At 53.2% G+C, this 13941-nt stretch carries 7 protein-coding genes, 2 tRNA genes, 3 rRNA genes and 1 other annotated feature (1 of these 13 running past the window's edge); of the genes, 8 read left to right on the plus strand and 4 right to left on the minus strand.

The genetic code is table 11. The annotated features are described in order from the left end of the window. Positions 1-11 (minus strand) — a sequence feature (Phe leader region) (it extends 114 nt beyond the left edge of the window). Between the two features lie 89 nt (positions 12-100). Together raiA and bamD are read right to left on the minus strand one after the other, a co-directional pair. Then, positions 101-439, minus strand: a complete 339-nt coding sequence (gene raiA / locus AC4PCC_RS04500; RefSeq protein ID WP_067707884.1) for a ribosome-associated translation inhibitor RaiA — start codon at positions 437-439, stop codon at positions 101-103. Between the two features lie 268 nt (positions 440-707). After that, a complete protein-coding gene (gene bamD, locus AC4PCC_RS04505) occupies positions 708-1439 on the minus strand; it encodes an outer membrane protein assembly factor BamD (RefSeq protein ID WP_067707887.1) in 732 nt (243 codons plus the stop codon). Between the two features lie 130 nt (positions 1440-1569). Here bamD and rluD point away from each other — a divergent pair, with 130 nt between their 5' ends. The 8 genes from rluD to rrf all read left to right on the plus strand — a co-directional run bounded on the left by rluD (position 1570) and on the right by rrf (position 12034). Further along, positions 1570-2547 carry a 23S rRNA pseudouridine(1911/1915/1917) synthase RluD gene (gene rluD, locus AC4PCC_RS04510; RefSeq protein ID WP_067707892.1) on the plus strand — a complete coding sequence of 326 codons (978 nt, stop codon included), beginning with the start codon at positions 1570-1572 and terminating at the stop codon, positions 2545-2547. Further along, positions 2547-3275: a purine nucleoside phosphorylase YfiH gene (gene yfiH, locus AC4PCC_RS04515; protein WP_492126545.1), complete on the plus strand. Its 729-nt coding sequence runs from the start codon at positions 2547-2549 to the stop codon at positions 3273-3275. Before rluD ends, yfiH begins: the two co-directional genes overlap by 1 nt. A 127-nt stretch (positions 3276-3402) precedes the next feature. After that, positions 3403-5976 (plus strand): ATP-dependent chaperone ClpB, encoded by a 2574-nt coding sequence (gene clpB / locus AC4PCC_RS04520; protein ID WP_492126546.1) that lies wholly within the window; start codon positions 3403-3405, stop codon positions 5974-5976. Between the two features lie 497 nt (positions 5977-6473). Then, positions 6474-8015: ribosomal RNA gene (locus tag AC4PCC_RS04525) — 16S ribosomal RNA — on the plus strand. 72 nt (positions 8016-8087) lie between these two features. After that, positions 8088-8164, plus strand: a tRNA-Ile gene (locus tag AC4PCC_RS04530). Between the two features lie 155 nt (positions 8165-8319). Next, a tRNA-Ala gene (locus AC4PCC_RS04535) sits at positions 8320-8395 on the plus strand. Between the two features lie 319 nt (positions 8396-8714). After that, positions 8715-11619: ribosomal RNA gene (locus AC4PCC_RS04540) — 23S ribosomal RNA — on the plus strand. A gap of 299 nt (positions 11620-11918) precedes the next feature. After that, positions 11919-12034 (plus strand): 5S ribosomal RNA (rrf, locus tag AC4PCC_RS04545). The 16S, 23S and 5S rRNA genes sit together here with 2 tRNA genes alongside, the layout of an rRNA operon. An 80-nt stretch (positions 12035-12114) precedes the next feature. Here rrf and AC4PCC_RS04550 read toward each other — a convergent pair. Together AC4PCC_RS04550 and pssA are read right to left on the minus strand one after the other, a co-directional pair. Then, complete coding sequence (locus AC4PCC_RS04550) at positions 12115-12435, minus strand: YfiM family lipoprotein (RefSeq protein ID WP_492126547.1); 321 nt, start codon at positions 12433-12435, stop codon at positions 12115-12117. A 68-nt stretch (positions 12436-12503) separates the two neighbouring features. Continuing rightward, entirely contained in the window at positions 12504-13862 is a 1359-nt protein-coding gene (gene pssA / locus AC4PCC_RS04555; RefSeq protein ID WP_492126548.1) for a CDP-diacylglycerol--serine O-phosphatidyltransferase, read from the minus strand. Positions 13863-13941 lie beyond the last annotated feature (79 nt).

The following is a 13941-nucleotide window of genomic DNA, read 5'->3' on the forward strand; positions in this document are numbered from 1 at the left end:
GTTTGATCATCATGGTGTCCGGTTGCGGGATGCCTTTAAAGTAACCGCAGTAATTTCTCTCTGTCAATAAAAAACGCGCCCGCGGGCGCGTCAGAAACCGTTATTCCTCATCAACCTCAACAACGCTAAGATCCTTAACGCTGGCGTTTGCGCGGCGCGCTTCGCCTTTGTGCTGGACCTTATTAAGCTGGCGTTCAAGCTTAGCGATGAGCTCATTGATGGCCGTATACATATCGTCATGCTTAGCGCTGGCGACAAGCGGGCCATTCGGCGTGTTGATCGTAGCATCCGCCACGAACTCTTTCGGCTCTTTCGAGAGCACAATATGCGGGTTTATCAGATGAGTTTGCCACTTTTCAAGTTTGGCAAGACGGTCTTCGACATGCTGGCGGATAGCTGGAGTGATTTCCATGTGCTTGCTGGTAATGTTAAGTACCATAGTGCTTACCTCTCTGTCATTTCCGTCGAATGTAGATCCAGCATACCCTGAAAAATTGATGCATGTGTGATTCGGATCACGTTTTTTTGTCACTTTTTGTCAAGACTTAAAAATTTGCGAGTGGGCCTGAGAATTGGTCATCAGGAGGTTGCGTGAACGGGCATGAGGGGGCAATATCGATAAGTTAACTAAAAGATAAACCTGCAGAAATGACGGTTTTATGAACAGAAGAATGGCAGCCATCGGCTGCCATTTTGCTTTCTGAAGATCAGGCCTGATTAGCGGCGATCAGCTTCGCAACTTTATCTGCTTCTGCGTTCAGCTGCAGATGACGGTAAGCATTTTCCATCAGCGGCAGGGCGGTACGGGTAGCCTGAGTATCCGGATAGTCCTTCATCATTTGCTCAACCCGGTTAACGACAGCGACATAAGCCTCGCGCTTAGTGTAGAATTGGGCAACGGATAACTCATACTTCGCCAGCCGATCCTTCAGAAACACCAGACGCTTTCTTGCGTCAGTGGCGTACTGACTGTTCGGATAACCGCGCAGCAGCTGAGAGAAGTCATGGAAAGCATCACGCGCATGCGTCGGATCGCGGTCTGAGCGATCGATGCCGAAAAAGCCCTGCAGCGCACTGTCATCAAGCGCCATATCCGTCAGACCACGCATATAAATCACGTAATCAATATTCGGGTGGGTAGGATTAAGGCGCATAAAGCGGTCAATCGCGGCCTGTGCCAGCGGTAAATCGGCATTTTTATAGTAGGCGTAGATAAGATCCAGCTGAACTTGCTGGGAGTAGGGACCGAACGGGTAGCGGTTATCAAGCGCTTCCAGTTGCGTTATTGCTCCTTTAAAGTTACCGTCCTGCAGTTTTTGCTGGGCTGTGGCATAGATTTCAGAAGGTGGGTTGTCAGGCACCGTGTCCTTCGAGCCGGAACAACCAGCTAATGCCAGGCTCAACGTGGCTGCAGCCACCAGATATTTCATACGCGTCATGACGATTTGATTATCCTCAGAGTGTTATTCAGGAAGCTGTCCATTTAGCCCCCGATAGTGACCAGGTACAATAGCACATTATATTAAACGGCATCGCCGTGAAAACCCAACGTTAACGAAGAAGCTGGTTATGGCACAACAAGTAAAACTCAACGCAACGGTCTCCGAATCGCAACTCGGACAACGCTTAGATCAGGCTTTGGCCGAATTGTTCCCTGATTATTCTCGATCTCGCATAAAAGAGTGGATTCTCGACCGTCGTATTAGTGTCAATGGCGTAATCATCGACAAACCGAAAGAAAAAGTGCTCGGTGGCGAACAAATAACTATCAACGCCGAAATCGAAGAAGAAGCGCGCTGGGAAGCGCAGGCGATACCGCTGAATATCGTTTATGAAGATGATGATATCCTGGTTATCAACAAGCCGCGCGATCTGGTGGTCCACCCGGGCGCGGGTAACCCCGATGGCACCGTGCTGAATGCACTCCTGCACCACTTCCCGGCTATTGCCGATGTGCCGCGTGCAGGCATCGTACACCGTCTTGATAAAGACACCACCGGTTTGATGGTGGTCGCGAAGACCGTTCCGGCACAGACTCATCTGGTGGAATCTCTGCAGCTCAGAGAATTTACCCGTGAATATGAAGCGGTAGCGATTGGCAGAATGACCGCGGGGGGAACAGTCAATGAACCCATCAGCCGCCACTCCACCAAGCGTACGCATATGGCCGTTCATCCAATGGGTAAGCCTGCTACCACGCACTACCGCATCATGGAGCATTTCCGTGCCCATACCCGGCTGCGTTTACGGCTGGAAACCGGACGTACCCATCAGATCCGCGTACATATGTCGCATATAAATCATCCGCTGGTTGGCGATCCACTTTATGGCGGTCGTCCTCGCCCACCGAAAGGGGCATCGGAAGCCTTTATTTCCACCCTGCGTCAGTTCGACAGGCAGGCTCTGCATGCCACTATGCTGCGTCTTTATCATCCGCTTACCGGTATCGAAATGGAGTGGCATGCGCCGTTGCCTCAGGATATGGTCGACCTGATCGATGCGCTGAAAGCGGATACGCAGGCGTTCAAAGAGCAGATGGACTGGTAATGAGCCTGGTTTACCCGCAGTGGTCTGCGCCCGCTGGCGTGTCTGCCTGTTCAACCACGCGTATGGGCGGCGTCAGTGCTGCACCCTGGGACTCCTTTAATCTCGGGGATCACGTTGGGGATGCGTCATACAGCGTTCAGGCTAACCGTGAGCGACTGGTCATGCAGGCGGCGATGCCCGCCATGCCGGTCTGGCTGGAGCAGGTTCACGGTTCGCGGGTGATTGAGCTCACGGGCGAGCAGCCTTCATGTCGTCGTGCCGATGCGGCATGGACCTGCAAACCTGGCGTGGTATGTGCGGTGATGACGGCAGATTGCCTGCCGGTGCTGTTCACCTCCGTATCGGGAAAGCAGGTCGCGGCGGCCCATGCGGGCTGGCGAGGGCTTTGCGGCGGTATTTTAGAGGCTACCGTTGCGGCTTTTCGCTGTCCACCGGAAGAGGTGATTGCCTGGCTGGGGCCGGCGATAGGTCCAGGCGCATTTGAAGTGGGTCCGGAGGTCAGAACGGCCTTTATTGCTCAGAATATGAGCGATGAAGGCGCTTTCCGCCCGGCGGGTGAAAAATATTATGCTGATATCTGGCAGCTTGCGCGAGGGCGTCTGAAGCGCATGGGAGTGCGCCACATCTCGGGTGGCGGCCTTTGCACCCACTCTGCCGGCGAGCAATTTTTCTCTTTCCGACGCGATGGCGTCACTGGCCGTATGGCAAGTTTGATCTGGCTGATATAACCTAGCGCCATAAGACGGTCCAGATTGATGTATTTTTCACCAAAATATTTGGGTCATTAAACTTGAAAATTTGAGGGATGACCTCATTTTAATCTCCAGTAGCAATTTGACCTGAATAGGGGGAATTATGCGTCTGGATCGTCTTACTAACAAATTTCAACTTGCGCTCTCCGATGCGCAGTCTTTAGCGCTTGGGCGCGACAATCAATTTATCGAACCTCTTCACCTGATCAGTGCCTTACTTAATCAGGAGGGCGGCTCCGTGCGTCCTTTACTCACCACCGCCGGTGTGGATGTTGCTGCACTGCGTAGCGGTGTCGAGCAGGCAATCGGCCGTCTGCCACAGGTGGAAGGCGCAGGCGGCGACGTGCAGCCTTCTGCGGATCTCATTCGCGTTCTGAACCTCTGCGATAAGCTGGCCCAGAAGCGCGCCGACAACTTTATCTCATCCGAACTTTTCGTTCTGGCTGCGCTGGACTCGCGCGGCTCGCTGGCAGATCTCCTTAAATCTGCGGGAGCGACGAGTGAAAAGCTTACCAAAGCCATCGATCAAATGCGTGGGGGAGAAACCGTGAACGACCAGGGAGCTGAAGATCAGCGTCAGGCTTTAAAAAAATACACTATCGATCTGACTGAACGTGCCGAGCAGGGTAAGCTCGATCCGGTTATTGGGCGTGATGAAGAGATCCGCCGGACAATTCAGGTGCTGCAACGTCGAACTAAAAATAACCCGGTACTGATTGGTGAACCCGGCGTCGGTAAGACGGCCATCGTTGAGGGGCTGGCTCAGCGTATTATTAACGGGGAAGTCCCGGAAGGCCTGAAGGGGCGCAGGGTACTGGCTCTGGATATGGGGGCGCTGGTGGCGGGCGCAAAATACCGCGGTGAGTTTGAAGAACGCCTGAAAGGCGTGCTCAGCGATCTGTCAAAGCAGGAGGGGAACGTCATCCTGTTTATTGATGAGCTACATACGATGGTGGGGGCGGGCAAAGCCGACGGTGCCATGGATGCGGGCAATATGCTCAAACCGGCGCTGGCTCGCGGTGAACTTCACTGCGTGGGGGCGACAACCCTTGATGAGTATCGCCAGTATATTGAAAAAGATGCCGCGCTTGAGCGCCGTTTCCAGAAAGTCTTTGTCGCTGAACCCAGCGTTGAGGATACCATTGCTATCCTTCGTGGACTAAAAGAGCGCTACGAACTGCACCATCACGTGCAGATCACCGACCCGGCCATCGTGGCGGCGGCTACGCTGTCACACCGCTATATTGCAGACCGTAAGCTGCCTGATAAGGCTATCGACCTGATTGATGAAGCCGCTTCCAGCATCCGTATGCAGATTGACTCCAAGCCTGAGTCGCTCGATCGCCTTGAGCGCCGCATCATTCAACTGAAGCTGGAGCAGCAGGCCCTGAAAAAAGAGGCGGACGATGCCAGCATCAAGCGTTTGAGTATGCTTGAAGAGGAGCTGGATCAGAAAGAGCGCGAGTATTCTGAATTAGAAGAAGAGTGGAAAGCCGAGAAGGCCTCTCTTTCTGGTACGCAGACGATTAAAGCCGAGCTGGAGCAGGCGAAACTCTCCATGGAGCAGGCACGCCGTTCCGGCGATCTGGCGCAGATGTCAGAGCTGCAGTATGGCAAGATACCTGAGCTGGAAAAACAGCTGGCCAGCGCGACCCAATCCGAAGGTAAAACTATGCGTCTGCTGCGTAACCGCGTAACGGATGTTGAAATTGCCGACGTGCTGGCGCGCTGGACGGGGATCCCGGTCGCGCGAATGATGGAAGGAGAGCGCGACAAATTGCTGCGTATGGAGCAGGACCTTCATCAGCGCGTTATCGGTCAGGATGAGGCCGTCGAAGCCGTATCCAATGCTATTCGCCGCAGCCGCGCAGGCCTGGCCGATCCGAACCGGCCCATTGGTTCCTTCCTGTTCCTGGGGCCAACGGGGGTGGGTAAAACCGAACTGTGTAAAGCGCTGGCAAACTTTATGTTCGACAGCGACGATGCCATGGTCCGCCTTGATATGTCCGAGTTCATGGAGAAACACTCGGTATCCCGACTGGTGGGTGCTCCTCCAGGCTACGTGGGCTATGAGGAGGGGGGCTACCTGACCGAGGCCGTTCGTCGCCGTCCTTATTCCGTGATCCTGCTGGATGAGGTTGAAAAAGCGCATCCGGACGTATTCAACATTCTGCTACAGGTGCTGGATGATGGACGGCTCACCGATGGCCAGGGCAGAACCGTAGACTTCCGCAATACCGTAGTGATCATGACTTCTAACCTGGGTTCCGATCTGATTCAGGAAAGGTTTGGCGCGCTGAGCTATGCGGAAATGAAAGAAGTGGTAATGACGGTCGTTGGCCATCACTTCCGTCCGGAGTTTATCAACCGTATTGATGAGCTGGTGGTGTTCCACCCTCTGGGCGAAACGCACATTGCCTCTATTGCCAAAATACAGCTACAGCGATTGTATGCGCGCCTGGCCGAACGGGGTTATGAACTTCATATCTCCGATGCGGCTCTGCAACTGCTCGGTGAAAATGGCTATGACCCGGTATATGGTGCAAGGCCACTGAAACGCGCTATTCAGCAGCAAATCGAAAATCCGCTGGCGCAGAAAATCCTTTCTGGTGCGTTTATCCCCGGTAAGGTGATTGAAATGGACGTTAATGATGGTGAAATTGTCGCCAGCCAGTAATATCCAGCCGGTCTGAATCAGTATTACACTCTATTAAGGGGCCTTCGGGCCCCTTTTTTTGGATGATAACCAGGCAAAAATGGCCCTTTCAGGCCTTATTGGTTTGAAAAATGAGCATGCAGAAAGTTTTTTGCAATTAGGGGTTGTCAGCCGTCAGGAACTCCCTATAATGCGCCTCCATCGACACGGAACAACGGCTTACAGGCCGCCGGGTTGAGAGGGTCAGGAAGCTGAACCGCCGGAGAAAAACTTCCCAAAAAGAAGTTGACTCTGAAGGAGGAAAGCGTAATATACACCACCTCGCAGCAGGCCGCCAAGGCGCCAGCCGCAACGCTCTTTAACAATTTATCAGACAATCTGTGTGGGCACTCGCAGGATTGATATCAGCGCCGCAAGGCGCAAAAAATATCAAGTCTTAAGAGTGAACACATAATGAAATTCATTATGACGTTTTACACTTGAGCATCGCTTCACTTGTTGAAGCAAATCGAACTTTTAAATTGAAGAGTTTGATCATGGCTCAGATTGAACGCTGGCGGCAGGCCTAACACATGCAAGTCGAACGGTAGCACAGGAGAGCTTGCTCTTTGGGTGACGAGTGGCGGACGGGTGAGTAATGTCTGGGAAACTGCCCGATGGAGGGGGATAACTACTGGAAACGGTAGCTAATACCGCATAACGTCTACGGACCAAAGTGGGGGACCTTCGGGCCTCACACCATCGGATGTGCCCAGATGGGATTAGCTTGTTGGTGAGGTAATGGCTCACCAAGGCGACGATCCCTAGCTGGTCTGAGAGGATGACCAGCCACACTGGAACTGAGACACGGTCCAGACTCCTACGGGAGGCAGCAGTGGGGAATATTGCACAATGGGCGCAAGCCTGATGCAGCCATGCCGCGTGTATGAAGAAGGCCTTCGGGTTGTAAAGTACTTTCAGCGGGGAGGAAGGGAGAGAGGTTAATAACCTCGCTCATTGACGTTACCCGCAGAAGAAGCACCGGCTAACTCCGTGCCAGCAGCCGCGGTAATACGGAGGGTGCAAGCGTTAATCGGAATTACTGGGCGTAAAGCGCACGCAGGCGGTCTGTCAAGTCGGATGTGAAATCCCCGGGCTCAACCCGGGAACTGCATTCGAAACTGGCAGGCTAGAGTCTTGTAGAGGGGGGTAGAATTCCAGGTGTAGCGGTGAAATGCGTAGAGATCTGGAGGAATACCGGTGGCGAAGGCGGCCCCCTGGACAAAGACTGACGCTCAGGTGCGAAAGCGTGGGGAGCAAACAGGATTAGATACCCTGGTAGTCCACGCCGTAAACGATGTCGACTTGGAGGTTGTTCCCTTGAGGAGTGGCTTCCGGAGCTAACGCGTTAAGTCGACCGCCTGGGGAGTACGGCCGCAAGGTTAAAACTCAAATGAATTGACGGGGGCCCGCACAAGCGGTGGAGCATGTGGTTTAATTCGATGCAACGCGAAGAACCTTACCTGCTCTTGACATCCACGGAATTTGGCAGAGATGCCTTAGTGCCTTCGGGAACCGTGAGACAGGTGCTGCATGGCTGTCGTCAGCTCGTGTTGTGAAATGTTGGGTTAAGTCCCGCAACGAGCGCAACCCTTATCCTTTGTTGCCAGCGATTCGGTCGGGAACTCAAAGGAGACTGCCGGTGATAAACCGGAGGAAGGTGGGGATGACGTCAAGTCATCATGGCCCTTACGAGCAGGGCTACACACGTGCTACAATGGCGCATACAAAGAGAAGCGACCTCGCGAGAGCAAGCGGACCTCACAAAGTGCGTCGTAGTCCGGATCGGAGTCTGCAACTCGACTCCGTGAAGTCGGAATCGCTAGTAATCGTGGATCAGAATGCCACGGTGAATACGTTCCCGGGCCTTGTACACACCGCCCGTCACACCATGGGAGTGGGTTGCAAAAGAAGTAGGTAGCTTAACCTTCGGGAGGGCGCTTACCACTTTGTGATTCATGACTGGGGTGAAGTCGTAACAAGGTAACCGTAGGGGAACCTGCGGTTGGATCACCTCCTTACCTGAAGATACTTTCCCGCGTAGTGTCCACAACAGATTGTCTGATAGAAGTAATGAGCAGAAAAACCTCTACAGGCTTGTAGCTCAGGTGGTTAGAGCGCACCCCTGATAAGGGTGAGGTCGGTGGTTCAAGTCCACTCAGGCCTACCAAATTTTCACTCATGCTGCGTTATGCGCGCGGTGGTTTACCTCAGGTAAACTTCCCATTCGCACGGCCTGCCTGAGCAAAAATTAACATTTGCCGCCTCACAGCGACAGGTGAACTCACGTTGAGTGGTAGTGGAAGGTCTCTGCAGTAACTGTATGGGGCTATAGCTCAGCTGGGAGAGCGCCTGCCTTGCACGCAGGAGGTCAGCGGTTCGATCCCGCTTAGCTCCACCATGCAGTTTTCTGACAATACTTCAGAGCGTACCGGCAACGGTGTGCTGCGAAGTATTATGCTCTTTAATAATCCGGAACAAGCTGAAAATTGAAACGACGTATCGTTTTCATTCTCCGTAATAAGAATGAAACAACACGATATGGTCGGGTCTCTCAAATGCTTACTCCTCAGAAAGCTGAGGGCTGAGTGAACGGCTGAAATGCAAGGCGCCCGGCGCACAGCAACGCGGAGTGGACTTTATGTCCATGAGCAGTTGCGAGCACCGGAGCAACGCCGCAGTTCAGACGGGTCACGCAGCCAGAATCTTCTGGGTTGTGAGGTTAAGTGACTAAGCGTACACGGTGGATGCCCTGGCAGTCAGAGGCGATGAAGGGCGTGCTAATCTGCGATAAGCGCCGGTAAGGTGATATGAACCGCAACAACCGGCGATACCCGAATGGGGAAACCCAGTGTGTTTCGACACACTATCGCAACATGAATACATAGTGTTGCGAGGCGAACCGGGGGAACTGAAACATCTAAGTACCCCGAGGAAAAGAAATCAACCGAGATTCCCCCAGTAGCGGCGAGCGAACGGGGAGGAGCCCAGAACCTGAATCAGTTTGTGCATCAGTGGAAGCGTCTGGAAAGTCGCAGGGTACAGGGTGACACTCCCGTACACAAAGATGCATTTGCTGTGAGTTCGAAGAGTAGGGCGGGACACGTGATATCCTGTCTGAATATGGGGGGACCATCCTCCAAGGCTAAATACTCCTGACTGACCGATAGTGAACCAGTACCGTGAGGGAAAGGCGAAAAGAACCCCGGCGAGGGGAGTGAAACAGAACCTGAAACCGTGTACGTACAAGCAGTGGGAGCACCTTCGTGGTGTGACTGCGTACCTTTTGTATAATGGGTCAGCGACTTATATTCTGTAGCAAGGTTAACCGTATAGGGGAGCCGCAGGGAAACCGAGTCTTAACTGGGCGTTAAGTTGCAGGGTATAGACCCGAAACCCGGTGATCTAGCCATGGGCAGGTTGAAGGTTGGGTAACACTAACTGGAGGACCGAACCGACTAATGTTGAAAAATTAGCGGATGACCTGTGGCTGGGGGTGAAAGGCCAATCAAACCGGGAGATAGCTGGTTCTCCCCGAAAGCTATTTAGGTAGCGCCTCGTGAACTCATCTCCGGGGGTAGAGCACTGTTTCGGCTAGGGGGCCATCCCGGCTTACCAACCCGATGCAAACTGCGAATACCGGAGAATGTTATCACGGGAGACACACGGCGGGTGCTAACGTCCGTCGTGAAGAGGGAAACAACCCAGACCGCCAGCTAAGGTCCCAAAGTCATGGTTAAGTGGGAAACGATGTGGGAAGGCACAGACAGCCAGGATGTTGGCTTAGAAGCAGCCATCATTTAAAGAAAGCGTAATAGCTCACTGGTCGAGTCGGCCTGCGCGGAAGATGTAACGGGGCTAAACCATGCACCGAAGCTGCGGCAGCGACACTTACGTGTTGTTGGGTAGGGGAGCGTTCTGTAAGCCGTTGAAGGTGGACTGTGAGGTCTGCTGGAGGTATCAGAAGTGCGAATGCTGACATGAGTAACGATAAAGCGGGTGAAAAGCCCGCTCGCCGGAAGACCAAGGGTTCCTGTCCAACGTTAATCGGGGCAGGGTGAGTCGACCCCTAAGGCGAGGCCGAAAGGCGTAGTCGATGGGAAACAGGTTAATATTCCTGTACTCGGTGTTACTGCGAAGGGGGGACGGAGAAGGCTATGTTAGCCGGGCGACGGTTGTCCCGGTTTAAGCGTGTAGGCTGGTGTTCCAGGTAAATCCGGAATGCCTTAAGGCTGAGGCGTGATGACGAGGCACCACGGTGCTGAAGTAACAAATGCCCTGCTTCCAGGAAAAGCCTCTAAGCATCAGGTAACAACGAATCGTACCCCAAACCGACACAGGTGGTCAGGTAGAGAATACCAAGGCGCTTGAGAGAACTCGGGTGAAGGAACTAGGCAAAATGGTGCCGTAACTTCGGGAGAAGGCACGCTGGTGTGTAGGTGAAGCGACTTGCTCGCGGAGCTGAAGCCAGTCGAAGATACCAGCTGGCTGCAACTGTTTATTAAAAACACAGCACTGTGCAAACACGAAAGTGGACGTATACGGTGTGACGCCTGCCCGGTGCCGGAAGGTTAATTGATGGGGTTATCGCAAGAGAAGCTCCTGATCGAAGCCCCGGTAAACGGCGGCCGTAACTATAACGGTCCTAAGGTAGCGAAATTCCTTGTCGGGTAAGTTCCGACCTGCACGAATGGCGTAATGATGGCCAGGCTGTCTCCACCCGAGACTCAGTGAAATTGAACTCGCTGTGAAGATGCAGTGTACCCGCGGCAAGACGGAAAGACCCCGTGAACCTTTACTACAGCTTGACACTGAACATTGAGCCTTGATGTGTAGGATAGGTGGGAGGCTTTGAAGCGTGGACGCCAGTCTGCGTGGAGCCAACCTTGAAATACCACCCTTTAACGTTTGATGTTCTAACCTGGCGCCATAATCTGGCGTGGGGACAGTGTCTGGTGGGTAGTTTGACTGGGGCGGTCTCCTCCTAAAGAGTAACGGAGGAGCACGAAGGTCAGCTAATCACGGTCGGACATCGTGAGGTTAGTGCAATGGCATAAGCTGGCTTGACTGCGAGAGTGACGGCTCGGGCAGGTGCGAAAGCAGGTCATAGTGATCCGGTGGTTCTGAATGGAAGGGCCATCGCTCAACGGATAAAAGGTACTCCGGGGATAACAGGCTGATACCGCCCAAGAGTTCATATCGACGGCGGTGTTTGGCACCTCGATGTCGGCTCATCACATCCTGGGGCTGAAGTAGGTCCCAAGGGTACGGCTGTTCGCCGTTTAAAGTGGTACGCGAGCTGGGTTTAGAACGTCGTGAGACAGTTCGGTCCCTATCTGCCGTGGGCGCTGGAAGATTGAGAGGGGTTGCTCCTAGTACGAGAGGACCGGAGTGAACGCACCACTGGTGTTCGGGTTGTCATGCCAATGGCATTGCCCGGTAGCTAAGTGCGGAAAAGATAAGCGCTGAAAGCATCTAAGCGCGAAACTTGCCTCGAGATGAATCTTCCCTGACCCTTTAAGGGTCCTGAAGGGACGTTGAAGACTACGACGTTGATAGGCCGGGTGTGTAAGCGCAGCGATGCGTTGAGCTAACCGGTACTAATGACCCGTGAGGCTTAACCTTACAACACCAGAAGCGTTCTGGTGAGTGTTGAGAGACAGAAAGACAATTTTCAGCTTATCCGGAAAGAATTAAGCTGTTCTGCATATTACGCATGCGGGACAGAGCAGGAGATTTTATCTGCCCTGCGGACCTTATTCCGCGGAGTGTGATTTAAAAGATTAGCGGGAACGAAAGAGTTTGTGCTGAAGCAGTGCGGCAAACGCAGCGAAGGAAGGAGCATACTGAAGTATGTGACCGAGTTTGCAGGTGCGGCCAGTGCAGCAGCAGCGCAAAATATTCGTTCCGTGCACCAAGATTTGCCTGGCGGCTGTAGCGCGGTGGTCCCACCTGACCCCATGCCGAACTCAGAAGTGAAACGCCGTAGCGCCGATGGTAGTGTGGGGTCTCCCCATGCGAGAGTAGGGAACTGCCAGGCATCAAATAAAGCAATAACCCTGACCTCACGGTCAGGGTTTTTTGCGTTCCGCGCCAGTAGAAAACCCGCTCTTATACCGATTAACGATCAAGGCTCCACAGCGCATACCCTGCCGCCGCACCCGCAACATCCCAGCTGAAATCTTTCCAGCTCCAGCCCGTTCCTCCTTCGCGGCTATCATAAAGCTCCTTGGCTGCACCCAGACTCAGGGCAAACATCAGCCCGAAGCTGCCGCTGTGTCTGTCACTCCAGTTCTGATGTTCACCATATGCATTACCAGCTGCCGAGAAAAAAGCAGAAGAGAGAAAGTGCTGCGCCTTATCCTTTCCTGTCCAGTCGTCCTGTGCCAGGTGGGTACAGCCAGTGCAGCTTAGCACAGCAATAAGCAGAAATTTACGCATGTGCTTTTCCTGTAAAAAGGCCCCGTGCGAAGACAGGGCCTGTAAAAGAAAACGCAAATTCAGACGTTTTAGAGGATCCGGCTGATAAGCCTGTCGATACGAATGCGGCGGAGCCGGCGGATCAGTTTACGCACCTTAAGAGGATAGTCCGCAATGCTTTCGAGATCGCGGAAATGCTTCACTACGGTAGTATGTTCGCGGATCAAACTGAGCTCACGCGCACTTTGATCGGTCAGCTCTTGTAGGGGATCGTGGATAAGTACGGCATTTTCAAGATCGAGGCGCCAGGCCCTTGGGTTGAGGTTATTACCGGTGATGAGCATCCACTCATCATCAACCCACATGCCTTTCAAATGATAGCTGTTCTCCCCATCTTTCCACAGCCTGACCTGTAACTGTCCATTCGTGACGTAGTACTGCAGACGGCTCAGAAAGCGACGAAGGTTGATCTCATACAAATAGGGAAGAGCCCCGATAATCTTGAAAGGCTGATCCTCTGGAATGTAAAAGTCATTAGCGGTTTTGTCGCCAACGATGATTTCAACCTCTTTTCCCCGACGTAACAGCCAGATGATGTTGCGGGCCAGGATCGCCGGCATATTAAAATAGGGCGTACAGAGGGTGAGCTTATGTTCAGCGCAGGGCATCAAATGGAAAATGGTCTTATTCAGCAGGCTGTGCTTGCCCAAACCGACCAGCGGCGTGACCGCCAGTTGCTCATTGCTGGCATCACCTGTGAATTCATAGTCGAATCCTCGCAGATCCTGACGGAACTGACGGGTTTCATTTTTGATTTCCGGGCTTTTAGGGCGTTGATGATTATCAAGCCGATGAACAGCTTCCGCCTGGATCAGGTTTTTATCAATCCAGTGAATTAGGGTATCAGCCAGTACGGGATTTTTGATGGCCTGGTAACGGTCGTAGCGATATTTATCATGCTGATGAAGATAAACGTCGTTAAGGCTGGCACCCGTGTAGAGAAGCGTATCATCAATCACCGACCCCTTAAGATGCAGCACGCCCAGCGCTTCGCGCGTATTGACCGGTACACCGTAAACCTCAATGGCGACATCCGCATGCTGCTCGGCCATTTCGCAGTACCAGTCCGCGTTAGTTGCACTGCGGGCGGCGCCAATTCTGCCTCGCTGAGCGCGATGCCAGTCAACCAGTACACGGATCTCAAGCTCCGGGCGCAGCCGCTTCGCCTCATACAGCGCTGAAAGAATGCTGCGGCCGCCGTCATCATTTTCCAGATAGAGCGCCACAATACAGATACGGCGTGTGGCCCCGGCTATTCTTTCCAGAAGCGTACGATGAAAATCCGCAGGAGAATACAGCGTGGTGAAATCAGCAACCGACTGAGACAGTTTGGGTAGTTGCGCAAGGTGCTGTTGGTGTTTATTACGTTTAAATTTAGACAACATCACAGTGCGTATCTTCTCTGTTCATGGAATGGCACCTGCCATAAAATCATCACTCTAACCCCGTATAATACATTACCTGGCA

Source organism: Erwinia sp. L03-1, assembly GCF_058686115.1.